Genomic DNA, 24195 nt, shown 5'->3' with positions numbered 1-24195 from the left:
AACTGCAGGCGCGATAACGCCACGATATCAAGTTCCATAGTCTTTCTCCCACCCCCTACGGTGTGTCTGACAGGAAGGCGGCGCCAAATGCGCCGCAGGCATGTTGTTTACCCCCTCAGTCCGGCCGAAGCCGGTCGAGAAGCATTTCGAATTCCGGCGTGCCGCGGAGTGCGCTGCCGGCAATGCCGCCGGCCTCCAGAAGCACGATGCGGTCGGCCAAAGTGGCTTCCCGGCGAATATGAGTGGCAATGACAAGACTGCGTCCAACGGCGGCCGAAGCCAGGCCGTCGAGAACCGCCTGTGCCGTCTTTGCATCGAGGCCCTCCGTCGGCTCATCGAACAGCCAGAGCGGGGTGTCGCGTAGCAGAAGCCGCGCAAGCGCCAGCCGCCGCAATTGGCCCCCAGAAAGACCAGCACCTCCTTCGCCAAGCCGCGTCGACAGACCATGCGGCAAAGCTTCGATATCCTGGAGCAAGCTCGCAGCCGCGAGAGCCTCGCGCAGGCGACAATCATCGGCACTCGGCGCGGCCAGCTGGAGATTGCCACGCACCGTGTCCTGAAAAAGCTCGCTGCGCTGCGTCAATCTTGTGGCCGGCAGACGGTTGACTGCTCCGCCGCGGGGTGCGATCTCGCCAGCGAGCAGCGCCAACAACGTCGATTTACCGACACCACTCGGGCCGACCACGGCCAGCCGCTCTCCAACGGTCAGCGACAAGGAGAGATCCAGCAGAACCGGCTGCGCCGCTTCATCATGTCCCGCCGAGACATTCGTGAGCTGGAAGGCATAGCCGTCACCCGGTCTTGCTATAGCCTGTACTATCGTCCCGGCTTTGAGCCGAGGCGCGATGCGTCTGGCTGCCAGCAGCGTCCGTCCAAGTTCGAGAACTCCGCGACGCATGGCCGCAAAAGGCTCGGTGGCGGCGAAGGCGACGAGCAATGCGAAGGCTGCCGCAGGGGCACCGATCGTCCCCTGTTTGGCGAGCAGAGCCGCCGTCAATAAAGTTGCGGTCAGCAGCAATGTGGAAGCAAGCGAGAAGCCTGCAGCGACAGCACAATCTATCCGGTTCAAAGCGTCGTCCGCTTTCGCAAGACGCCTGTCAGCTTCGGCAATGGCGATCCGCTGGGCCTGCAGTTGCCCGACCATTGCCAACTCCGTCTGGCCGGCAACGAGATCGATGCTTCGGGCGCGCAGCGCTTCCATTGCATGGGCGCGACGGCGCCCCGGCTTCAGAGCCATACGTCCGCCGATGAGCGAGAGACCCAGGCAGACCACGGCCAACCACAGTCCGGCGATGCCGCCAAGAACCGGATCGACAAAACAGAGCGCTACGGTGACAGCACAGGCGGCGAGTATGGCGACAACGGCTGGCACCAGCACACGCAGATAGAGCGAATCGAGCGCATCGACGTCATTCATCAGCCGAAACAGCAGCTTTGCCGGACGGCGGATCATCATGGCCGCGGCTGCAGGTTCCGCCCAGCCACGAAATAGCCGTTCGCGTAGCGCCGCTAGCACCTTAAGGGTCGCGTCATGCGTGACAAGCCGCTCACCATAACGCGTCGCCGTTCGGCCGATTGCCAGCAGGCGAATACCGGCAGACGGCATGAAGACGTCAAAGACCATGGCGCTTGCAACCGTCAGGCCCGCAAAAGCCGAAGCCGTGATGAACCAGCCGGAAAGACCGAGCAAGCCGCCACCGGCAAGCGTCGCCAGAGCGGAAAGCCCGGCGCCTAATGCAAGGCTTGTACTGCGCTCGCTCCAAAAGAGTTTGACGACAGGTAAAAGTGTCTTGAGCCCGCCCTTCATGCTGCACCCCCCAGTGCTTGCGCGTCTAGACGCACGACCCTGTTCAGGCGCCTGGCCAAAACCGGGTCATGCGTCGCGACGATCAGCGTGCGTCCCTCGGCGGCGGCGAGCAGTGCATCCGTGACGGCCGAAGCCGTCTCCGCGTCAAGATGCGCGGTCGGTTCATCAGCAAGGATGATATCCGCCTGCTCATCCAGCATCATGCGTGCCAATGCCAGCCGCAACGCTTCGCCGCCGGAGAGACCGAGACCACCCTCCCCGACCGCGGCCACGCGCTCGGCCGTGAAAACCTTATCGAGCGCGACACCACCAAGCGCGTGTGCTACCGCGGCAGCGTCAATGCCGTTGCGCCCAAGCGCTACGTTGCGCATGACGCTTCCGGCGAAAACATGCGGTGACTGGCCGATCCATGCCATGCGGCGGCGCAGGCCATCCGCGGTGTCATCCCGCAACGGCATCCCGGCAATGCGTAGGACGCCTGCCTCGGGCCGTGCCAGGCCTGCTATCAACGACAGGATCGTGGTCTTGCCGGAGCCGCTGGCGCCCCAGAGCGCCACGTGTTCTCCGGGAGCAACTGACAAATCGAAATGATCAGTGGCGGCTTTGCGCTCGGGCGCGTGGCGAAAGGTCAGTCCTTCAATTTCGATCGATGCTGGGCCGACGGATGCGCCCTGCTCCCTATCGTTGCCGCTGAGAATGGTCTGCCGCGATGCCGCCAGTTCCTTCAACGCCGCAAGCGCTGCTTCGCCACCGGCACGGTCGTGCCATACGGCGGACAGTTCACGCAGCGGCTCGAAGAAGGCCGGAGCAAGTAGAAGAATGAAAAGTCCTTGGGTGAGTGTCAATCGGCCCTCCCAGGTGCCGATTTCGATGGATCCCAGCAGACTGAAACCAACATAAACTGCGGTGGCGGCAACGCCGAGCGCGGCGAAAAACTCGAGCACGGCCGAGGACAGAAAGGCGATCCTCAGCACAGCCATGGTGCGGATCCGCAACGCGTCCGCATTCGCCCGCAGTCGGAGCGCAGTCTCATCGACGGCGTCGAGCGCGCGAATGGTCGCCAGGCCGCGAAGCCGGTCGAGCAAAAAGGCGTTGATGCCGCCGGTCTCGGCGAGGTGCTTCTCGCTGGCTGCCTGAGCGCGCCATCCGATCAGCGCCATGAAGATCGGAATAAGCGGCGCACAGAACGTCAGGACCAGCGCTGCCAACCAGGAAATCGGCAGAGTGCACACCAGCATGACCAGCGGCACGACGGTCGCCTTCATCCGGACGGGACGAAAGCGCGCGAGATAGGGAACGATTGCCTCGGCCTGCTCACCCAGGACACTTGCTGCCAGACCAGATGCAGGCCTGTCGCTATCGAGCGGCGAGCGCTGCGCCAGCGCCGCCGTCGCAGCCGAACGATGCATGCTGAGCTCCCGTCGGGCAGCGCGAAACGCCAATCGGCTGCCTGCCGCATCCAGGATCGCGCGCAGAATGCCAAGGCCGGCAACAACCAGAGCCGGGTTCGCCACCTCGGTAATCCCACCTCCATCGGCGATCGCACCAACGCCGATTGCCAGCATGGCAGCCTGGCCGATCCATAGCAGCGAGGAAAGACAGAGAATAGCCGGCGCAATACCTGAGGCGCCGCCTCGCTCGGCGGACGGATGTGGTATGGTTTGGCGAGCGTCGGCGCTCTCCGAGGCGCTCGTTGCTAGAACGTCTCGTCTCTCCATTATCCCGTCGCTGGCCGAAGAAGCACTCACGGCGGCCCATCCTTTCCCATGTCTGTCACCAAGGAAGGCTCGCCGAAGTAACAAGATCGATAATCTGCACAGCAGACGCATCTGTCTTTCGTCGAACCTAGAACACGCTTGCGGCAGTCGACCATATCGGAGCGCTAATATGACGGGCTTTTTGCCACTTGTCAGCGACAAGAATAGCACAAGCTGCCTCGCCGAGTAGTTGATCCCCCAGCAAGCTGTTCGCGAAATGGTTCTATGCATATTGTGCACTGCGGAAAAGCGCACAGGATGTCGCAGGGCCTGCCCAGGACCATGGCAGATTGACGCAGAACCGTCTCATTTTGCTTCAATATGCTGATTTTCCCGCTTACGGCGTCAGCACGGCTATTTGTTTGACGGCCACGATATTTTGCAACGCAGCATTTTCCGACTTTCACAGACATCCGACATCGCACGTCAGTGAGTTTAAAACCCGCTCCGGCTGCAAATCCCTAGCGCCCAGTGGGGAGGTATATTTGACGGCCATTCCGACCATGATCAACGCCGATCGCGTGATTGGGATCGCCGAATCACCCGCCCAAGGTCATAATCGTCATCGTGGCCCGCCGCGTGGCGGAAAGTGTAGTCTGGGCAAGTATCGGAGCCGCAATGCTCATGCTATTTCGAAGAGGACGCTTGACGAATGGCTGTGTTGTCGATGCACTGTGTAGGCTTATGCATTTCTCGGCAAATGCGACCTGAGATCGCCGGACGAGGACGTGAACTGTTCGAGCATCGAGGTGCTCAAGGAGACTGAAATGTATGACAGGGTTATTTGTGCGATCGGTCTCGGTTCCCGCGAGCGCGCCGAGCATTTGCTGCGCACATCTAACGCGCTTCTGACGCCTGGCGGCGAGCTGACGGTCGTGCATGTCATCGAACGTTTCCCGTCGGCGCGAGAAAATCCGGATGAAAGAGCCATTTCCGCTTTCGGCGAAGCAGAGGAAAAACTCAGTGCGCTGTGCAGGCGTCTTGGCATTGATGCCCAGATCGATGTGCGTAACGGCACGGCCTCCAAGACACTCCTTCTCGTCGCCAAGGAGAAAAAGGCCGACTTGCTGGTGCTTGCAACACATGCCTCGGATATTTTCGACCGAATTTTCGGCTCGACGACGGAGTATGTCATCCAGCATGCAGAATGCTCTGTTCTCATCGATCGCGCCGAAAGAGCACCTCCGGCGGGCGACAGCTGAGTGAGACCATGCCCGTCATGCCGCCAAAGATCGCTTGCCTTGCAAATCGAGAGTGCCGGATATTGCGCACTCATATCCAAGATCATCTGAATGACTGAATCCGCAATCACCTGGGGCATCGCCGGGCTGACCGCCTTAGGCGTCGTCGCCCGCCCGTTCCGCTGGCCCGAAGCGGTCTGGGCCGTGCTCGGCGCAGCCCTTCTTCTCTCCTTGCGATTGATCGGTTCAGCCGACGTGTGGGCAGGTATTTCCAAGGGCTTCGACGTCTACCTGTTCCTCATCGGCATGATGCTCCTGTCAGAGCTCGCACGCCGCGAGGGATTGTTCAATTGGGTAGCGGCGATAGCAACGTCGCATGCTAAGGGCTCACCCCGACGGCTGTTTCTGCTCGTCTATGTCGTCGGGGTGGTGGTGACGGTGTTTCTGTCGAACGACGCGACCGCGGTGGTTCTGACACCGGCCGTTTACGCCGCTTGCCGGGCGGCTCGGGTCAGGGACCCCATGCCATACCTTCTGGTCTGCGCTTTCATCGCCAATGCCGCCAGCTTCGTCTTGCCGATTTCCAACCCAGCCAATCTGGTGATTTTTGCCGGCGGAGAAATGCCGTCCCTCTCCCGCTGGATGGCGACGTTCCTGCTCCCGTCGATCGTCTCGATCGTCGTCACTTTCGCTTGCCTCTACTGGACGCAAAGGCGGGCGCTGTCCGAAGACAACATTGCCCGGGATGTCGAGGAACCCACTCTGTCGCACAGCGCCAAACTGGCGGGATGGGGACTTTTGATAACGGCGATCATCCTGATCGCAGCGTCAGCCATGCATTTGGATCTGGGCGTCCCAACCTTCGCAGCCGGTGTCGTCTCGACCATCATTATCCTTGCCCTGACGCGGCAGAGCCCCGTCGAGACGATCCGCGGTATCAGTTGGAGCGTATTGCCCCTTGTCGGCGGCCTCTTCGTCATTGTCGAGGCGGTCAATCACACCGGCCTTACCGCGCTTCTGTCTGATCGGCTCGCATCGCTTGTGGCCCATTCGCAGACGCAGGCGGTCGGAGCCGCCGGACTTTCGGTCGCTATCATCTCCAACCTCGTCAACAATCTGCCGGCTGGTCTCTTTGCGGGCAGCGCCGTGCAGGCGGCGCATGTTCCCGATACCATAGCCGGGGCCGTCCTGATCGGTGTCGATCTTGGTCCAAACCTCTCCGTCACCGGTTCGCTTGCCACCATCCTGTGGCTCGCCGCACTGAGGCGCGAAGGATTGCATATGGGCGCATGGACCTTCCTGAAACTCGGCGCTGTCGTCATGCTCCCGGCGCTGATCCTATCTCTGGCAGCCCTTGCGCTGATCTAGCTGCAAACAACGCTCGCCTTATAGACGACCGGTCGATTATTTGTTATCGGACGGCCATGGCGACCAGAAAGAAATCCGATCTGACACGCAACCATATCCTTGAGATCGGGCGAGAGCTCGTCCTCCGCAAGGGTTTCGGCGGCGTTGGACTAAAGGAACTGCTCGAACAGAGTGCCGTTCCGAAAGGATCTTTCTATTATTATTTCGCTTCCAAGGAGGCCTTTGGCTGCGCCTTGCTCAAGGAATATTGTGCCGACTACGCACAGCGCCTCGATACGCTTTTCGGCTGGAAGGGAAACGGGCGTCAGCGGTTGATGCATTATTGGAACGCATGGCTTGCTGACGGCAATGCCGGCAGCCTTGCCGACCGTTGCCTCGTGGTGAAACTCGCAGCCGAAATCTCCGATCTCTCCGAAAGCATGCGCGTGATCCTACTCGGCGGTGTCGACGATCTCCTGCGGCGCATTGCCACCACGCTGATGGAGGGGCGCGATGACGGCTCCATCTCGCCGTCCTGCGTGCCCGAAAAGATGGCCCGTTCACTTTACAGCCTTTGGCTTGGCGCAGCGATCCTCGCCAAACTTGGAAAAGACAAAACTCCGCTCGATCAAGCCATGTTTGCAACCGAGCAAGCCCTTTCCGCCCCCGGCAGCCTTTGAGCAAAGCCAGGACCAGCACATCCAACATGCAAGGAAACCATAATGCGTAGCGCCATTCACGAAGTCTTCGGCGACCCGGCTGCAGTTCTTCGTCTTGCCGAGATGCCTTCGCCGCAGCCGGTTGCCGGACAGGTGCGCATTCGCACCATTCTGTCGCCGATCCACAATCACGACCTTTGGACGGTACGGGGCGCCTATGGCTACAAGCCAGTGTTGCCTGCAATCGGTGGCAGTGAAGCGGTAGGTATCGTCGATGCTGTCGGCGCAGGCGTCGATAGTGCATTCATCGGAAAGCGAGTAGTCGCGGCCGGTGTTCACGGCACGTGGGCCGAGCAGTTCATCGCGCCCGCAGCAAGCCTCGTTCCGGTGCCCGACATCATCAGCGACGAAGCTGCAGCGCAGCTGATCGCCATGCCGTTCAGCGCCATCGCGCTTCTCGAATTCCTCAATGTCAAAAAGGGCGACTGGATCATCCAGAACGCTGCCAATGGAGCCGTCGGCAAGACGCTGGCGATGCTGGCGCATAGCCGGGGCGTGCATGCGATCAATCTCGTCCGCCGCGATGCAGGCGTCGAAGAGCTGGCCGCATTCGGCGTCGAGAATGCGGTCTCCACGGCCTCTCCGGATTGGAAGGCCAAGGTTCACGCCCTGGTCGGCAGCGCCCCGATTCGGGCGGCTGTTGATTCCGTGGGCGGTGTCGCAAGCAACGATCTCGCCGACCTTTTGGGCGAAGATGGCCTGCTCGTTTCCTTCGGAACGGCAGCCGGCAAACCCATGCAGATCGCATCGGGCGCCGTCATCTTCAAGCAGCTCACCATCAAGGGTTTCTGGGGCAGCAAGATCAGCGCAGCCATGACCACCGAAGAACGGACGCGGCTGATCGGCGAACTGATCACGCGCGTCGCAGCCGGAGAAGTCAAGCTGCCGGTGGAGGCGGCTTATGACATGACGGATATCGCGCAGGCGGTGAAATCGTCACTGGCGCCCGGCAAGGCGGGCAAGGTTCTCCTGAAGCCATAATCGACCCAATTCGATACGCGCCCATTTTGGCTGCCAGCGGAGCAAGAAGCGCCGTGACGCCGTGGGGCGCGTATTCCAATTACAAGTTCCCGATTCGGCACGCGGATCCGACCCGCGGCGTCCTACTCTTTAGATCCTGATCAGACTTTTGCGTTATCAAGCACAAATCTATCTCATGAGTTCGGAGTAACATCGGTGAGCGCCGTGACATTGGAAGAGGTCGACCGTCAAATCCTGAACGGGTTTCGGTTTCTTCGTTTCAAACCGGCGATAGAAAAGCTCTTTCTGCAGGACTACGCGGCAAACCGAGTGAGATTGGCACCGATCTGGGCCATTGTCGGCACGCTGATCTACGACCTCGTCTATTTCGGCGACCGCACCATGATGGCGGACGTCTTTTCTCAGCTTGTGCTGGTGCGATTCGGAATTTTCACGCCTTTTGCACTGTTCAGCGTAATCGCTCTGCGGCGTTGGCCGAACGCGCTAAATTACGACCTTCTCGCAATCTGCGTGGCTGTGCTCGGTGTCTCCTTGCCGATGTCCGTCGCCATGCACAGCGGCAGCCCATACCTCTTCGTCTACCAGAACGGCAATGTCGCCGCTTTCCTGTTCTTCGTCATCGCGCTGGCGCCTCGCTTTCCGACGATTCTCATCGGCCTGGTCCTGATGTGCGCCGTGCAATTCACGACGACGAAACTCAGCGGTGCTTTCGACGATGTCGTCTATACCGGTATCATCACCTTCTATGTAACGCTGACGACTTTCCTTGTGCTGAGCGCTTATTTCACCGAGCACAAGGACCGGCTGAATTTCCTCAACCAGCTTCGCGGCAGCCTGCTGCATGTCCAGTTAGAGCAAAAGTCGGAGCGGGACGAACTGACCGGCCTTTTCAACCGTCACTCTCTCGATCGCGTACGTGCTTCGATCTGGCGGAAGAACGGGGAGATCGCTTCCGTTGCCGTCATCATGCTCGATATCGACAGGTTCAAGCTCTTCAACGATGTCCATGGGCATGTCGAGGGCGACGAGTGTATACGAGCGGTCTGCCAGTGTATTTCACGGGAGGTCGCCGGCAATGGAACCACGTTCCGCTTCGGCGGCGAGGAGATTCTCGTCTTGTTGCCCGATACCAATTGCGAGGTGGCCTCGGCCATAGCCGAGAGAACGCGACGATCCATTGAATCTCTTGCCATCCACCATCGCGGATTGGGCGACGGGCATGTAACAGCAAGCCTCGGCGTGACCTGCGGCAAGACTTCGCAGGAAACGCTCGAAGACCTGCTGAAGACCGCCGATGCGGCTCTCTACGAAGCAAAACGGGCGGGCAGAAACACGGTGACGGTGGCCCGCCCTTCGGCAAAGCTACTCCAATAGCGAAGGCGAAATCCAAAACTGTCCAGCGATTCAGTCGCTTACCGGAGCCTCCGAAGCCGGTTCGCAAAAAACTGTAGAATCGCTCTTGTTCCTCTAGTAGCTAGAGGATGTAGCAATGGTTCCAACACGAAATTGGAACTTGAACATGACGTCGACAACACAACAAAGCCGCTATCGCGTGGAGGGCATGGACTGCGCTTCCTGTGCCGCGAAAATCGACACCGCCGTTCGCCGCCTGCAGGGGGTCGAGGACGTCTCCGTCTCGGTCACTGCGGGTACGATGACGGTCAAGCATCAGGGTGACGAGGCCCTCGCACCGGCCATCGCGAAGCGCGTCACCGGATTGGGCTATAAGGTTATTCCGCTTCCGTCGAGCAACACACAGGTCGCGAAGACAGAGGTCGACAACCATGCCTGTGGCTGCGGCCACGATCATCATAACCATCATGACCATTCATCGCATGACCATGAGCATGAGCATGAGGCGCACGACCATGACCACGGACATGATCACCACCATGACCACGGTGCTCATGGACATGATCATGCCGGACATAGCCACAAGGCGCGGGATGAAGCCGTCGCCGGCCTCCACGGTCATGACCATGGACCGACCAGCGGACCATGGTGGAAATCAGCCAAGGGCCGCCTGACCATCGCCAGCGGCGTTGCCGTTGCCGCCGCCTGGGCCATCGGCAAAATGGTCCCTGAACTGGACGCCTGGATCTTCACCGCCGCCATGCTGGTCGGCCTCATTCCGATTGCCCGGCGCGCATTCATGGCCGCTATAGCCGGAACGCCTTTCTCGATCGAAATGCTGATGACGATTGCCGCAATCGGCGCGGTCATCATCGGCGCCAGCGAGGAAGCCGCAGCCGTCGTCTTCCTCTTCCTGATCGGCGAGCTGCTAGAAGGTGTTGCTGCGAGTAAGGCACGGGCCAGCATTCAATCGCTGACCGACCTGGTTCCAAAGACCGCTCTGGTCGAAGAAAACGGAAAGATCAGCGAAGTACCGGCCGAAGACCTGCCCGTTGGCGCGATCATTCTGGTGCGCCCCGGCGATCGCATTTCGGCCGACGGCGTGATCGTATCGGGCGAGAGCTCGATCGACGAAGCACCCGTCACTGGCGAAAGCACTCCGGTGCGCAAGGGGGCGGATGCCGCCGTCTTTGCCGGCACAGTCAATGGCGATGCAGTTCTGCGGGTCCGCGTCACAGCAGCTGCCGCCGACAACACCATTGCCCGCGTGGTCAAGCTGGTGGAGGAGGCACAGGAATCGAAGGCGCCGACCGAGCGCTTCATCGACCGCTTCTCGCGTTACTATACGCCAGGCGTCGTGGTGGTCGGCGCGCTCGTCGCAATCATCCCTCCGTTGTTTCTCGGCGGCTCTTGGAGCGAATGGGTCTATAAGGGCCTCGCCATCCTGCTGATCGGCTGCCCCTGCGCGCTGGTCATTTCGACGCCGGCAGCAATCGCAGCATCCTTGTCATCGGGTGCGAGACGCGGCCTGCTGCTTAAGGGTGGAGCCGTGCTGGAAAATATCGGTAAGGTGACGGCCGTTGCTTTCGACAAGACTGGGACCCTGACCGAGGGCAAGCCAAAGGTCACCGACCTTGTTGGCCTCGGCATGAGCGAGACCGAGGTGCTTCGACTGGCAGCAGCGCTTGAAACCGGATCCAGCCACCCGCTCGCCCAGGCGATCCTCGGCCGCGCCTCGGCGGACGGGATCGAAGTTCCCTCGATCTTCGACGCAAAGGCGATCGGCGGCAAGGGCGTGAGCGGCACGGTCGATGGCCTTGACGTTTTCCTCGGCTCGCCGCAGGCCGTTGCGAACAAGGTTTCGCTTGCGCCGGAACAATCGGCTCGGATTGCTGCCCTCAATGACGAGGGAAAGACAGTCTCCGTTCTGCTCGCCAAGGGAAGCGTCGCCGGGTTGCTTGCGATGCGCGATGAACCCCGTGCCGATACTGCGGCAGGCCTGAAGGCTCTGACGGATGCCGGCATCAAGACGATCATGCTGACCGGCGACAACAAGCGCACCGCGCAAGCCATCGGCAAGACGCTCGGCATCGAGGTCCGCGCTGAACTGCTGCCGGAAGACAAGCAGCGCATCGTCGGCGAGTTGAAGCGTGAGGGCCTTCGTGTCGCCAAGGTCGGCGACGGCATCAACGATGCGCCGGCGCTGGCCGCGGCCGATGTCGGGATTGCCATGGGCGGCGGCACCGACGTGGCGCTCGAAACCGCGGACGCCGCCGTGTTGCATGGCCGCGTTGGCGACGTCATCGAGATGATCGATCTTTCGAAGCGGACGATGAGCAATATCGGCCAGAACATCACGATCGCACTCGGCCTGAAGGGTGTGTTCCTTGTCACCACGATCATCGGCATCACGGGCCTCTGGCCTGCGATCCTCGCCGACACAGGGGCGACTGTGCTCGTTACCATGAATGCCCTTCGCCTGCTCGGTGGTAAGCGCAAACTCATAGCGGCTTAGACCTATCGAAAACGAAGCGTAGGCGCCGATCACCTTCGGCGCCCATTTGCGTGTTGCGCATATAGCCTGGCAGCGGCGGCGCGGCTCAGGACTTCCGCACAGCAAGATAACGGCGCGGCGACAGGCCGAATGCCTTCCTGAACATCGCGATGAAACTGCTTGCGCTCGCATAGCCCAGACTGTCGGCAACCTCGACGATGCTGTGCCCCGCAGTCAGTTCCTCCAGCGCCAGCAGCAATCGCGCCTGCTGCCGCCAGTTGGCGAATGACATGCCGGTTTCCGCATGAAACAAGCGCCGCGCCGAGCGCTCGGAGATGCCGGCCTGCTGCGCCAGCACATGGAAGGTTTCCTCGCTGGCTGGATGCCTGAGCACCGCTTCGGCGATGCGAAGAACACGCCGATCCGCCGGCATAGGCAGATGGAGGCTTTCGGTCGGTGCTGCACGAACTTCGTCCAGCAAAACGGCGGCCAGTCGACGTTGGGGCGGCGAAAGCCTTTCTTCCCAATGCCAAGTCGCCGCTCTTTGCACCAGCGCGCGCAAAACCTCGCTGACGCTCAGAACGCATGTGCTCGTGGGTAGGCTGGCACTTGCGAGCGGTGTCAGCAGGATGCCCCATCCGCTCAGCACCCCATTGACGCTTGCCTTATGCATCATGCCCGGCGGGATCCAACCCGCGCGCCTTGGTGGCAGCAGCCATGAGCCTGCCGGTGTCCGCATATGCACAAGGCCGCTTTCGATACAGAAAAGCTGACCACGTACATGGGAGTGCCAGTCATATTCGAAGGTTCCCAGGCGAAAGGCGCTGCCGGGTTCATCCGATCCCCAGAAGGCGATGAGGGGCGGACCGTCGGCACGGTCGCCAATGTCTTCCAAGTCCATGTTTGTTTGGCCGCTTTGCTACATTTATCGTCCGAATGTCGTTATCACATCCGTGTAGCACTACGCTATCGTCCTGCTTGTTCTTAAGATTGAAAGCAGAACGGAATCGAATAACTCATGCAGGATTTTCATGTCGTCATCATCGGCGCGGGCCTCGGAGGCCTGTGCCTTGCACAGGGATTGAAGCGCGCTGGCATCAGTTTTGACGTCTACGAGCGCGATGCAGCGCCAGATAGCCGTCTTCAAGGCTACCGCATTCGGATAGACGCCTATGGACAGAGGGCGCTCGCAGCCTGCCTCCCACCGGAACTCTTTGCCCTGTTTCGAGCGACGGCCTCTCGCAACGCCTCGTCCGGCCGCTTCGTCACGCCGCAGCTTCTCCCCATCGAAGGGCGCGCGCCGGCAAGCTGGGATATGGCTGAGGACGACGATACGGGTGACTTGAGCGTCAATCGCCAGACTCTACGCGAAATCCTGCTGGCGGGGATCGAGGGACACGTCCATTTCGGACATGAGTTGAAAAGCTATCGTTGCTTTGAAGATGGCTCGGTCTCGATATCTTTGGAAGGCCTGCCGCTAGTATCCTGCGACCTCCTGGTGGGCGCGGACGGCGTGAATTCGCAAGTGCGCAGGCAACTCGCGCCCTATGCCGAGCCGCGAGACACAGGATCCATATGCATCTATGGCAAGATGGAATTGCCGCTATCGACGACGGCAGAACCGTTGGACGACGGCACCACCGTGGTTTTTGCAGACGGTTGCACGGTAATCTTCGATCTCATGCGTTTCGGCGGGGATTTTTCGGCCCTCGCCTCGCGCCTTGCGCCCGGTTGCCACCTTACGCCAGTGGAGGACTATCTTTATTGGGCGCTGATCGGGCCGCGGCAACGGTTGGGTCTGGAGGAATATGATCACGTTCAGGATTTGCCGGTCCTGCTTACGAACGCCATGCGAGGATGGCACCCAGGCATCAGGCAGATCATCAGCCGAAGCGACCCTGCGACAGTCGCGGCGCTGCCCATTCGCAGCGGGCGCCCCGATGCTCTTTGGCCATTCGGCGCTGTGACGCTTTTGGGAGACGCAGTCCATGCCATGAGCCCAGCCGGCGGACTCGGCGCCAACACGGCGCTCGAAGATGCGCGCGTCCTTGCGGAAACTCTTTCCGATGCCCGTTCGAAAGCCAAGCCGGCCAAGATAGCGATGCTCGACTATGAGGCTGACATGCGCGATCGGGCCGCCCGCGCCATCGATGCATCGGAGCGCGGTGCTGCAATGCTGTTCGAAAATCTTGCCTGAGGAAGAATGCCATGACTATCGACGCAACCACATTCACCTTCCACGACGTCTCCGAATGGCCGATCGTCCGTCAGAGTGCGCAATCCGTGCGACCGGGTTATGCGCAGCAATGGGAACGGGAGATGGACTCCCTGCTCGCCCTTTCCATGCCATTCGTCGTGATCATGGAAGGCGACCAGCCCGCCGAGGATCACGAAGACCGCAAGGCGCGCGGTATCTGGCTCAAGAAAAACAAGGCCGCTCTTGCTACGGTTTGCAGGGCCGTCATTGGGATTGAAGCCAGCGCCATCAAGCGCGCCGCGATACAGGTTCAGATGAGCCTTGCAACGAAAGCCTTCGGTACGAGAATGGAAATCGCCGCCTCGAACACGGAAGCTCTCGCACTCGCCGAGCAAATTCTCTCCGGCCAGGAAAACACAGCCGCGGGTTGAAAATCCGGCATATTGATGACGTTGGGCGTTTTCGCTTCTCTTTGAGGCATGGAAGCGCCCTATCTTCCCGTTTTCCCACCCATGCCAATCGGAAAATCGCCGCACGCTTTTCCCAGAAATGCTCAGCCGGCTTACCGATGTCGCCGGCATGGCGGATCGCATCGTCGACACGCTTTCCGGTGGTGAACGCCAACGCTGCTGGGTTGCCATGTTGGTCGCCGAGGATGCCGAATACCTGCTGCTCGACGAGCCAACCTCCGCCCTTGACGTCGGGCATCAGATCGAGGGGCTGTCGCTGGTTCAGAGCCTCAGCCATGCCAAAGGTCTTGGCGTCGTCGTCGTATTGCACGATGTCAACATGGCGGCGCGCTTCTGCGACCACATCATCACCCTGCATTCCGGACGGATCATCGCCAATGGTTCGCCGGGCGATATCCTCACCACGGAGGCGTTGCGAGCCATGTACGGGCTCAACATGCATGTCATTCAACATCCATCCTCAGGTCATCCTGTCGCGATCCCAAGCTGAATGGCTGTCGGCTGAAGGAGAGAGTGGACCGGTACATGTCCCTGCCGATCCGCCCCCGGGGTCTGTACCCTCGATTTCAGGATGCCGCGCGGCGCAGGACCGGGGCGGCTTTCCAGCCCAATTCCGGTGCTATGTTCGTCACGAAGTCATGCAGGATCTGCCTATATTCCTCGTCGTGAAACTCGTAGGGCAGCTCCAATCGAAATTCGCTGACATAGGGCAGGATCGGATCAGCATGGAGACGTTCCAGAATATCCGCTGACGTACCGACAAGATCACGGGCAAAGAGCGTGCGCCGCTCGCCCTGAGGCGAAAGCGTGCGCTCGTAGCGACCGGCAGCATAATCCGTGTAGCGCTTGCGCGTGACGGCATCGGCACTGTCGAAGGGGACGATGACGCGACCGAGCGCTACCCGTCTCGTATCGCCGCCGGAAGCGCGATAGGTTTCGAGTTGCCGGGATTGTGCGACGAAGAAATCATCAGTCTCCTCGCCGGTCGTAACATTGCCGATCAGGAGATTAAAGCCGCTACGGCCGGCCCAGGCCGCCGAACGCAACGAACCGCCGCCATACCAGATGCGATCGATCAGCCCCTTGGCATAGGGCTGGAGACGTGGCCGCTGCGGCCCGAACGGGGTCTTGATGACTGTATCCTGATCGCCGACATAGGTGCCGCGAAGATTGTCGGCAAAGCGCAGCACTCGCTGATGCGAGAAATCGTGGTTCTCCCAATCGCCATCGAAGGCGAGCGGGCCGATCAGATCGGCGTGCAGCGGGCGTCCGGCACTCAATCCGATGTTGAGCCTTCCTTTCGACAGAACATCGACCGTCGCCAGATCTTCTGCGAGGCGATAGGGGCTCTCGTAGCCGATCGGAATGACGGCCGTCCCGAGCTCTATATGGCGCGTGCGCTGCGTTGCTGCCGCCAGAAACGCGCTGGCAGAGGAAATCCCGGGTTCGAGGTGACGCTGCCGGACCCAGGCGCTGTCAAACCCTCTCTGTTCGCCATATTCCAGAAGCTGCAAAGTCTGCTCTAGTCCGGCCAACGGATCCTCGTCAGGATAGTTGCCTGGTGTGAGAAAACCGATATGGCTGATCGATGGGGCTGGATGGCTCATCTCGCTGTCTCCTCAAAATTTCGGCAAGCCAGGCGGATTGGTCTCTGATTTCTGCAGCGCTTCATCCGCAAGATGCCAGCGGTCGAGTATCTTGGCATAGGTGCCGTCCTGAATCAGTCCGTTCGTCGCGGCGGTAAGCGCGGCTGCAAGGCCGCTACCCTTTCGCGTTGCAATCGCAACATCGGAACGATCCGGCCAACCGGCGCTCAGCGTACCCACGCTCTTGATGTCCTTGTCGCGTGCGGCGATGTAGACGAGCTGTGCATGCGGCTGCACGATGACCTCTGCGCGCTCCGAGCGGAGCGCGAGCAGGCTCGCAGCATCGTCGTCGTAATATTGCAGTTCGATCGGCTTCAGGCCGGCTTTTGTATCTTCATCGCTCCACTTGACCAGAATTCGCTCCTGGTTCGTGCCCGCACCCACGATGATCCTCAATCCGGCTGCATCCTTCGGCTCCTTGATGGAAGCGATCTTGCTTTTGGTCGTCACGAAGAAACCATGCAGACCCTGCCGGTACGTAGAGAAATCGAACTTCTCCTTGCGCTGCTCGGTGACGCCGACATTGGAGATAACGGCATCGTACTTGCCCGATGTCAAACCGAGCGGCCAGTCTGCCCAGGCAACCGGAACAAGTTCCAGCTTCAACCCGAGTGCATCGGCAACGGCCGATGCGTAGTCCGGATCGGCGCCAACGACGGTCCGGGCGTCCGTTGCATAGGCTGCAAGCGGCGGGCCGCCCGGAGCGACGGCCACGGTGAATTTCCCCGCCGTCGCGAATTTGAAACCTTTGGATATGGCAGCGATCGCCGCTTCGTTCCTGGCCGCATGAGTGCGCCCGGACTGTTGCGGGCTGAGGTCGAACTCCTCGGCAGCGCTTGCCGAGCCGAAGCCGATCAATGCAGCCGCTGTGGCGACAAGCACGGTTCTGAAGGTAGGTATGATAGTCACGGAAACTGTATCTCCATAGAAGAAGGATGGGAGCGGACCGGCGCAGGCCCCACCGGCGCCAGCCCGCTCGACCAACATTACGAACCGCTTTTCGGCAGGCCCGCAGGGTTGGTCTTTGCTTGATCGATCGCTTCGGCACTCAGGCTCCAGCGCTTCAGCACTTCGGCATACTTGCCGTCCTTGATCAGATCGTTCACGGCGAGCGTGACGGCATCGGCGAGCCCTGCCCCCTTCTTTGTCGTCACGGCAATCTCAGCCGTTATCGGCCAGCCGCCCGAAAGAGTGCCGACGAGCTTCCTCGTGCCGTTGATCGTGGCATTGTAGGCCTGGGTCGCATTCGGATTGAATTCGACATCGGCGCGGCCGGACTGCAGGGCAAGATCCGCGGCGGCGCGATCGTCGAAATACTGTACCTCGATCGGCTTCAGCCCGGCCGCCACATTCTGCCGATCCCATTCGAGAATGATCTTCTCCTGATTGGTGCCGGCTCCTGTGATCACCTTCAGACCTGCGACGTCTTTGGGCTCCTTGATAGAGGTGATCTTGCTGTCGGCCTTCACGTAGAAGCCGAGGACGTCTTTCCGGTAGGTCGAGAAATCGAATTTCAGCTTGCGTTCCTCGGTGACCGTCACGTTGGAAATGACGGCATCGTATTTGCCCGAGGAAACGCCGAGCGGCCAGTCCTCCCAGGCAACCGATACCAGCTCAAGCTGCAGGCCGAGGGAATCGGCGAGCAACTGCGCGATATCCGGATCGGCGCCGACGACGGTCTTCGCGTCGGCGGCATAAGTGGCGATCGGCGGATCCCACGGATTGATGCCCACCGTGAATTTGCCGGGATTGACGAACTTGAAGCTAGGCGCAATCGCCTTGATCGCGGCTTCATCCTTCTGCGCTCGGACACGATTGGACGTATCCGGGCTTAGGTTGAACTTCTCGGCCGCATTCACCGCCGTGCAGCTCAACGCCACAGCCGTGATCACACCGGCCAACGCGTATTTCTTTCTATCAAAAAATGCCATTTCCCTTCTCCATTTCATCTTTAGGTTGCTGTCGTTGTTACTATTTCCCGAGTGCCGCCGAGGCTCGGCGCACTGTCTTCACCAGCCTGGATTGCTAGAGAACCTTGGCAAGGAATGCCCGCGTCCGCGGATGTCTGGGGTCGTTGAGGATCTGGGCGGGCGCTCCGGTTTCGATCACATGGCCGCCCTCCATGAAGACCACCGTGTCGGCGACTTCACGGGCAAAGCCGATTTCGTGGGTGACGATGACGAGCGTCGTCCCGGTGCGGGCAAGCTCCTTGATCACGTCGAGCACCTCGCCAACCAATTCCGGATCCAGGGCCGAAGTCGGCTCGTCGAAAAGCAGAACCTTTGGCCGGAGCGCCAGAGCGCGGGCGATCGCAACACGCTGCTGCTGGCCGCCGGAGAGCTGACGGGGATAGGCATCGGCCTTATCGCTCAGACCGACGCGGGCGAGCAGCTCCTGAGCGAAAGCAATGGCATCTTCCTTGCTTGCGCCACGGACCTGTGTCGGCGCCTCAATGAGATTTTCCAGAACGGTCAGATGCGGGAAGAGATTGAAGCTCTGGAAGACCATGCCAATATCGGTCCGGCGCTTCAGAATGTCCTTCTCCTTCAGCTCGTAGAGCACTTCGCCCTTCTGCGTGTAGCCGACGAGTTCGCCATCAACCGAGATGAAGCCGCCGTCGACGCGCTCAAGGTGATTGATGGAGCGCAGCAGCGTCGATTTACCCGAACCGGATGGACCGATGATGGCCGTCACGCTGCCGGCTGGCAGGCTGAGCTCGATATTGTCGAGAACCTTCAGCGCACCGAAGCTTTTCGAGATGCCGTGAATGCGAACCGCTCCGCCCTTGGCATAAAGGTCGGTTGTTCTGCGAATGGCCGCAACAGTTCTCGTGCTTGTTCCGGCATTGGAGGCAGCGACGGGAAGCGGCCGGCGCAAGCGCTGAAAGAAGGCCTGAAAGGGCAGCGGAGTCGGATTGCGCACGGCACCCTTGGAAAAATAGCGTTCGATATAGTGCTGGATGACCGACAGGACCGTCATGATGACGAGATACCAGACCGTCGCCACCATCAGCAGCGGGATCACTTCCAGGTTACGGCGATAGATAACCTGTACCGTATAGAAGAGCTCTGGTAAGGCCAGCACGTAAACCATGGATGTGCTCTTGGCGAGGCCGATCAGTTCGTTGAAACCCGTCGGAAGGATGGAGCGCATGGCCTGCGGCAGCACGATGCGGAATGCCTGACGCCTGCGCGGCAAGCCGAGCGCAGCAGCCGCTTCCAACTGCCCCTGATCGACGGAAAGAATGCCGCCACGCACAATCTCCGCGAAAAAGGCCGACTGGTTGAGCGTCAATCCAAGAAACGCGGCTGCAAACGGCGTCAGAAGCTGTGTCGTCGGGTAGTCGAACAGGACCCTATCGGTAAAGGGGACGCCGATGGTGATCGTCTCGTAGAGGTAGCCTAGATTGTTAAGCACAAGCAGCAGGACAATCATCGGGATCGAGCGCAGCAGCCAGATATAACCCCAGGACAGGCTGGCCAGCAGCGGCGATTTCGATACGCGCGCCAGGGCCAATGCGGTGCCGAGGATAGAACCGGAAACGGCCGCAAGCGCTGTCAGGAGCAAAGTTCTGCCGAGACCCACAAGCACGGGTTCAGCGAAGAACCACTCGGCAAATACGCCCCATCCCCAACGGGGATTGGTAAAGGTGGAGTAGAGAACGACGGCGAGAACGAGCACCGCGAAGATCGTCCCCACGATGCGTCCGAGATGCCGCGCTGGCACGATGCGATAACGCGCATAATCCGTCTTCGTCTCGTTTGCTGCACTCGCGGGATCGATGCCCGCGAAATCCGTCGTCAGTGCCATGATGCTTGCCCCTTATGATTGTCGTTGCTTCGTTCGTCGTTACCGTCCGGCGACGGCCAGCCGCTGTTGCTGAGACCCGGAAGTTTCGAGGGAATGGAACCGCGCCAGCTGGCTGATATCCTTTTCGAAAGGCAGGCTCTTGTAGATTTCCGGATCGACCGAGGTATCGAAGAGTGCGGTGTAGCCATTGTTCAGATAGAGGCCGACGGCCTCCGGCTGACGGAAGCCTGTCGTCAGATAGATGCGCTGATAGTCTTGCCGGGCTGCCTGCAACTCGAGTTCCACGAGCAACTTGCGCGCCAGGCCCTGACGCCTGAGATCGTGCCGCGTCCAGATGCGTTTGAACTCCGCGGTTCGGTCGTCATAGTACTTGAAGGCACCGCCGCCGATCGTCTCGCCGTCGCGCAGGAGAAGCAGGAAGTTGCCATGCGGTGGCGCGAAGGCCTCCGGCGGATAACGATTCAATTCGGCAGCCGCACCCTCGGCGTTGAAATAGGTGCCATAGCGGCTGTCATATTCGAAAATCAACTCGTCGATCAGCGGCTTGGCACGCGGATCCAGTGTGTTCGTGTAGAGAAACGTGTCGCTCATGTCGTTCGTCACCTGTTGTCATCCGCGAGGAAAGTTTCGGCGAGCCGCACCCAGTAGCGGGCGGCGGGCGCGATGATGGCGTCGTTGAAATTGTATTGGGCGCTGTGCAGCGGCGCGCTGTCGCCGTTGCCGACGAAAAGATAGCTGCCGGGCTTCGCCTCCAGCATGAAGGCGAAATCCTCGCTGGCCGTACGCGGGCGAAAATCCGCGGCCAGAGCTGCAGACCCAAGTGCGTGTACGGCAACGTTCCTGGCGAAATCCGTTTCGTCCGCATGGTTGACCAGCGCGGGAAAGCCCAGCCGATAATTGACATCAGCCTCGGCGCCGAAACTTTCGGCCTGCGCCCGGGCAAGCGCCGGTATGCGTTCTTGGAGCTTTGCGCGCACGCCTTCGCTAAAAGCCCGCATGGTGAGCTTCATCTCAACGCTTTCCGGAATGACATTCGATGCGGAGCCGGCGTGAATGGATCCCACAGTTGCAACCGCCATGTCTTGCGGATCGATATTGCGCGAGACCACGCTTTGAAGCGCGGTGATGAAGGACGCCGAGGCCAGTACCGGATCGACAGCTCGATGCGGCTCGGCGCCGTGACCGCCCTTACCCACGATCTTGATGACCGCCTGGTCGACGGAAGCCATGGCAGGGCCGACGACGAAGCCGAACTGCCCGGTTGGAACCCCCGGCCAATTGTGCAGTCCGAAGACTGCGTCGACCGGAAAGCGCTCGAAAAGCCCTTCCGACAGCATCTTGCGGGCGCCGGCGCCAATCTCTTCTGCGGGCTGGAAAATCAGCCGAAGCGTACCGCTGAAATTGCCGCTCTCGGCGAGATAGCGGGCGGCGGCGAGCAGGATGGATGTGTGCCCATCGTGGCCGCAAGCGTGCATGACGCCGGGATTGCTGCTCTCGTAGTCGAGCCCGGTCGCCTCCTCAATGGGCAGCGCATCCATATCGGCACGGATGCCTAGGCTGCGCTGCCCATCGCCCCGCTTAAGCGTTGCGACAACACCGGTTCCGGCAATGCCCATTGCGACTTCGTAGCCCCAATCTGCGAGCAGTGACGCCACTTTCTTGGACGTTCGATGCTCTTGAAAGGCGAGCTCTGGATATTGGTGCAGGTCGTGCCGCAGTGCGATGATCTCATCGAGATAGGCGGCGATCCCTCTCTCGACGGGGTCGTTGACCGAAGCAGGTTTGACGATAGCGTTCATGGTGATCGGTCCCGGCTCAGGCGCCAACGGCCTTTGCGGGTTCGACACGATCGGCATCCGCGGCATAACGGCTTTCCCGGAACGGCAGACCGAGATGGTCGCGCAACGTGTCCCCCTTCAGCTGCGGATCGAAATAGCCGCGGCTCGTGAGGATAGGCAGGACATATTTGGCGAAATCGTCGAAGCCTTCGCCGATGACCGGAAAGCCCAGGATGAAACCATCAGCGCCTTCCTGATCGACCCAGCGAATGATCTCGTTTGCGATATGCTCGGCCGTTCCGATGAAGGAGGTGCGCGGCGTCGCCGCGTCAAGCGCGACCTCGCGCAGCGTAAGCCCCTTCTCCTGAGCCGTCTTCTTGATGCGATCGGTGGTGGCGCGGAAGTTGTTGCGGCCAATATCGCCGAGATCGGGAAACTGCTGGTCCAACGGATAGACGCTGAAATCATGGTGATCGAAAAAGCGGCCGAGATAAGCGAGAGCCTCCTCAATGGTTACGAGATCGCGGATCTGGCGATACTTGGCTTCCGCCTCTTCCTGCGTTGCGCCGACGATCGGACCGATGCCCGGGAAGATGCCGACATCAGCCGCGCTACGGCCATGCGCAATCACACTCTGCTTGACCTGCTTGTAAAAGACCTTGGCGTCATCGAGAGGCCCGCCATTGGTGAAGACCGCATCGGCGTGCTTGCCGGCAAGCCGAATGCCGGAATCGGAAGCACCGGCCTGGAACACCACCGGCTGGCCCTGCTTGGAGCGGCCAATATTGAGTGGGCCTTCGATGCGGAAGAAACGCCCCTTGTGATTCAGGCGATGCAGCTTGGTCTTGTCGGCATAGACGCCTGCCTTGCGGTCGCGCACGAAGGCATCGTCGTCCCAGGAGTCCCACAGGCCCTTGATGGCATCGAGATATTCGTCGGCGATCTCGTAGCGCAGTTCATGCTCGGGATGCTCGCGGCTGTAGTTGCGGCCAGATCCTTCAAGTGGCGAGGTCACGGCATTCCAGCCGGCGCGACCGCCGCTGATGAGATCGAGCGAGGCGAACTGGCGGGCGATTGTGAAGGGATCGCTGTAGGACGTCGAAACCGTGCCGACCAGACCGAGCTTCGTCGTATAGGCGGCAAGCGCCGAAAGGATCGTCAGCGGCTCGAACCGGTTGAGGAAATGCGGGATCGACTGTTCATTGATGTAGAGCCCGTCGGCGACGAAGGCAAAGGCAATGCCCGCATCCTCCGCCTTGCGGGCCGTCTTGACGAAAAAGTCGAGATTGGTGCTGGCATCGACCGGTACGCTCGGGTGCTTCCAGGCGTTCATATGGCCGCCCGGCCCCTGCAGCATGATACCGAAAGTGACGTGTTTCTGAACCATGATAGATCCTCCTTGGACGTGCCGTTCAGGCAACGAGGGAAAGGCGTTCTTTGGCGAGCAATTCGATCGAGACGAGCCGCTCGGCGGCCGTCAGCGCCGGTGTGTCGAGCACGAACTCCTCAACGCCGTAGCTGCGATGCAGCGCGTCGAGTTCGGCGCGAATTTGGGCGGCCGTGCCGTGCAGCACGCTCGGCACTTTCTCTTCGGTGCGGTAATCCGTGACACCGGCCTGGCGGGCGAATTCCGCCGCCTGTTCCTGGCTTCCGACATTGACGCTCTGACCATTCGGCAGAAAGAGCTTGACGATGCGAAGCTGCCCCACACGTTCACGGGCATGGGCCTCGCTTTCGGCGGCAAAAGCCGCCAGCGCCAGGATCGGAACCTTGCCGCCTGTTGCCCTTCCATAGGCTTCAAAGGTCCTGCGCAGGTTTTCCGGATCGCCGTTCAGGTGACCGGCAAAAACCAGCGTCCAGCCCTTGTCCGCTGCAAGCTCTGCGCTCTCGACGCTTGCGCCGAGGAGGAAGCGCTCGGCTGCACGAGGGGGAAACGGTGTCGCTAGGGCACCTTCGGACTGGGGTTCTGCGGCGAGATAGCCGTTCAGATCGGATAGCTGCTCGGCAAAGCTCGGCTTCCTTTCCGGATCAACGGCGACTTGCAATGCCCGCGTCGACAGCGGAAAGCCGCCTGGCGCCTTGCCAACGCCGAGGTCGATGCGGCCTGGCGCCAGCGAAGCCAGAAGATTGAATGCTTCGGCGACCTTGTAAGCACTGTAGTGCTGCAGCATGACACCGCCGGAACCGATACGGATCTTCGAGGTTCTGGCAATGAGATAGGCAATCAGCACCTCCGGTGCCGAGCTTGCCAGGTTCGCCATATTGTGATGTTCGGCGACCCAGAAGCGATGATAGCCAAGCTCTTCGGCTCTGACGGCCAAGCGGGTGGTAACGCTCAGAGCATCGGTGGCGCTAAGCCCCTGCTCGATAGGGCTCTTGTCGAGAAGGCTGAGAAGATAGGACATGCCGTTTCGTTTCATCCATAACTGCCTCGATGCCGACCATCAAAGCTATAGTCTATAAAAAGCATAGATTTTACGGAATTTAAGAAACGGCTTTCTCTTTCTTCCACTCAATGCGGAAAAAATAAGCATTTCATCATATGGTAGTGGATAAGCCCGCAGCGAATGTCACTTGGAGCGGGATCGAGTGAAGAACTCGGTCGACTTGCGGTGATGGGTAGCTAGGAGTCTCACACTTAATTTGCCCAACCGG

The 24195-nt window shown here is 60.4% G+C and carries 19 protein-coding genes and 1 pseudogene; 9 read left to right on the top strand and 11 right to left on the bottom strand.

What is annotated here, in order from left to right; translation table 11 throughout:
• Positions 1–115: 115 nt before the first annotated feature.
• Together cydC and cydD are read right to left on the bottom strand one after the other, a co-directional pair.
• Entirely contained in the window at positions 116–1807 is a 1692-nt protein-coding gene (gene cydC / locus GGD46_RS22295; RefSeq protein WP_184708037.1) for a thiol reductant ABC exporter subunit CydC, read from the bottom strand.
• The gene (gene cydD, locus GGD46_RS22290) at positions 1804–3525 is read right to left on the bottom strand and encodes a thiol reductant ABC exporter subunit CydD (RefSeq protein WP_184708053.1); all 1722 of its coding nucleotides are present in this window, start codon (positions 3523–3525) and stop codon (positions 1804–1806) included. Before cydD ends, cydC begins: the two co-directional genes overlap by 4 nt.
• Before the next feature lie 806 nt (positions 3526–4331).
• Between cydD and GGD46_RS22285 the strand changes: the two genes are divergently transcribed.
• The 6 genes from GGD46_RS22285 (at position 4332) to GGD46_RS22260 (ending at position 11660) form a co-directional block, all read left to right on the top strand.
• A complete protein-coding gene (locus tag GGD46_RS22285) occupies positions 4332–4766 on the top strand; it encodes a universal stress protein (RefSeq protein ID WP_184708035.1) in 435 nt (144 codons plus the stop codon).
• A 90-nt stretch (positions 4767–4856) separates the two neighbouring features.
• Positions 4857–6113, top strand: a complete 1257-nt coding sequence (locus GGD46_RS22280; RefSeq protein WP_184708033.1) for an arsenic transporter — start codon at positions 4857–4859, stop codon at positions 6111–6113.
• Between the two features lie 56 nt (positions 6114–6169).
• Complete coding sequence (locus tag GGD46_RS22275; protein WP_184708031.1) at positions 6170–6772, top strand: TetR/AcrR family transcriptional regulator; 603 nt, start codon at positions 6170–6172, stop codon at positions 6770–6772.
• 42 nt (positions 6773–6814) lie between these two features.
• On the top strand, positions 6815–7792 hold the full coding sequence (locus GGD46_RS22270) for a zinc-binding dehydrogenase (protein WP_184708029.1): 978 nt from the start codon (positions 6815–6817) through the stop codon (positions 7790–7792).
• A gap of 195 nt (positions 7793–7987) precedes the next feature.
• Positions 7988–9166 carry a diguanylate cyclase gene (locus GGD46_RS22265; RefSeq protein ID WP_184708027.1) on the top strand — a complete coding sequence of 393 codons (1179 nt, stop codon included), beginning with the start codon at positions 7988–7990 and terminating at the stop codon, positions 9164–9166.
• A gap of 145 nt (positions 9167–9311) precedes the next feature.
• Positions 9312–11660 (top strand): heavy metal translocating P-type ATPase, encoded by a 2349-nt coding sequence (locus GGD46_RS22260; RefSeq protein WP_184708025.1) that lies wholly within the window; start codon positions 9312–9314, stop codon positions 11658–11660.
• 85 nt (positions 11661–11745) lie between these two features.
• Here the strand turns inward: GGD46_RS22260 and GGD46_RS22255 are convergent, their stop codons facing one another.
• Entirely contained in the window at positions 11746–12540 is a 795-nt protein-coding gene (locus GGD46_RS22255) for an AraC family transcriptional regulator (RefSeq protein ID WP_184708023.1), read from the bottom strand.
• Between the two features lie 117 nt (positions 12541–12657).
• Here GGD46_RS22255 and GGD46_RS22250 point away from each other — a divergent pair, with 117 nt between their 5' ends.
• The 3 genes and pseudogenes from GGD46_RS22250 to GGD46_RS22240 form a co-directional block, all read left to right on the top strand.
• Positions 12658–13836: an NAD(P)/FAD-dependent oxidoreductase gene (locus tag GGD46_RS22250; protein ID WP_184708021.1), complete on the top strand. Its 1179-nt coding sequence runs from the start codon at positions 12658–12660 to the stop codon at positions 13834–13836.
• An 11-nt stretch (positions 13837–13847) separates the two neighbouring features.
• A complete protein-coding gene (locus GGD46_RS22245; RefSeq protein WP_184708019.1) occupies positions 13848–14267 on the top strand; it encodes a hypothetical protein in 420 nt (139 codons plus the stop codon).
• A gap of 130 nt (positions 14268–14397) precedes the next feature.
• Positions 14398–14796 (top strand): annotated as a pseudogene (locus GGD46_RS22240) (ABC transporter ATP-binding protein); the annotation flags it as partial.
• A 76-nt stretch (positions 14797–14872) separates the two neighbouring features.
• Here GGD46_RS22240 and GGD46_RS22235 read toward each other — a convergent pair.
• The 8 genes from GGD46_RS22235 to GGD46_RS22200 all read right to left on the bottom strand — a co-directional run bounded on the left by GGD46_RS22235 (position 14873) and on the right by GGD46_RS22200 (position 23945).
• A complete protein-coding gene (locus tag GGD46_RS22235) occupies positions 14873–15913 on the bottom strand; it encodes an LLM class flavin-dependent oxidoreductase (RefSeq protein WP_184708015.1) in 1041 nt (346 codons plus the stop codon).
• 12 nt (positions 15914–15925) lie between these two features.
• Complete coding sequence (locus tag GGD46_RS22230) at positions 15926–16861, bottom strand: ABC transporter substrate-binding protein (RefSeq protein WP_313206327.1); 936 nt, start codon at positions 16859–16861, stop codon at positions 15926–15928.
• Positions 16862–16938: 77 nt separating this feature from the next.
• Complete coding sequence (locus tag GGD46_RS22225; RefSeq protein ID WP_184708011.1) at positions 16939–17883, bottom strand: ABC transporter substrate-binding protein; 945 nt, start codon at positions 17881–17883, stop codon at positions 16939–16941.
• A 94-nt stretch (positions 17884–17977) separates the two neighbouring features.
• A complete protein-coding gene (locus GGD46_RS34280; protein WP_184708010.1) occupies positions 17978–19762 on the bottom strand; it encodes an amino acid ABC transporter permease/ATP-binding protein in 1785 nt (594 codons plus the stop codon).
• 39 nt (positions 19763–19801) lie between these two features.
• On the bottom strand, positions 19802–20365 hold the full coding sequence (locus GGD46_RS22215; RefSeq protein WP_184708007.1) for a GNAT family N-acetyltransferase: 564 nt from the start codon (positions 20363–20365) through the stop codon (positions 19802–19804).
• Positions 20362–21561 (bottom strand): M20 aminoacylase family protein, encoded by a 1200-nt coding sequence (locus GGD46_RS22210; RefSeq protein ID WP_184708004.1) that lies wholly within the window; start codon positions 21559–21561, stop codon positions 20362–20364. Before GGD46_RS22210 ends, GGD46_RS22215 begins: the two co-directional genes overlap by 4 nt.
• 16 nt (positions 21562–21577) lie before the next feature.
• Positions 21578–22927: an LLM class flavin-dependent oxidoreductase gene (locus GGD46_RS22205; RefSeq protein ID WP_184708001.1), complete on the bottom strand. Its 1350-nt coding sequence runs from the start codon at positions 22925–22927 to the stop codon at positions 21578–21580.
• A gap of 25 nt (positions 22928–22952) precedes the next feature.
• Complete coding sequence (locus GGD46_RS22200) at positions 22953–23945, bottom strand: MsnO8 family LLM class oxidoreductase (protein WP_184707998.1); 993 nt, start codon at positions 23943–23945, stop codon at positions 22953–22955.
• Positions 23946–24195: the final 250 nt, after the last annotated feature.

Origin of the sequence: Martinezella lusitana (assembly GCF_014207095.1) — a bacterium.
In the GTDB taxonomy this organism is placed as follows: Bacteria; Pseudomonadota; Alphaproteobacteria; order Rhizobiales; family Rhizobiaceae; genus Rhizobium; species Rhizobium lusitanum_B.
This window is presented reverse-complemented; position numbering and strand designations above follow the sequence as displayed.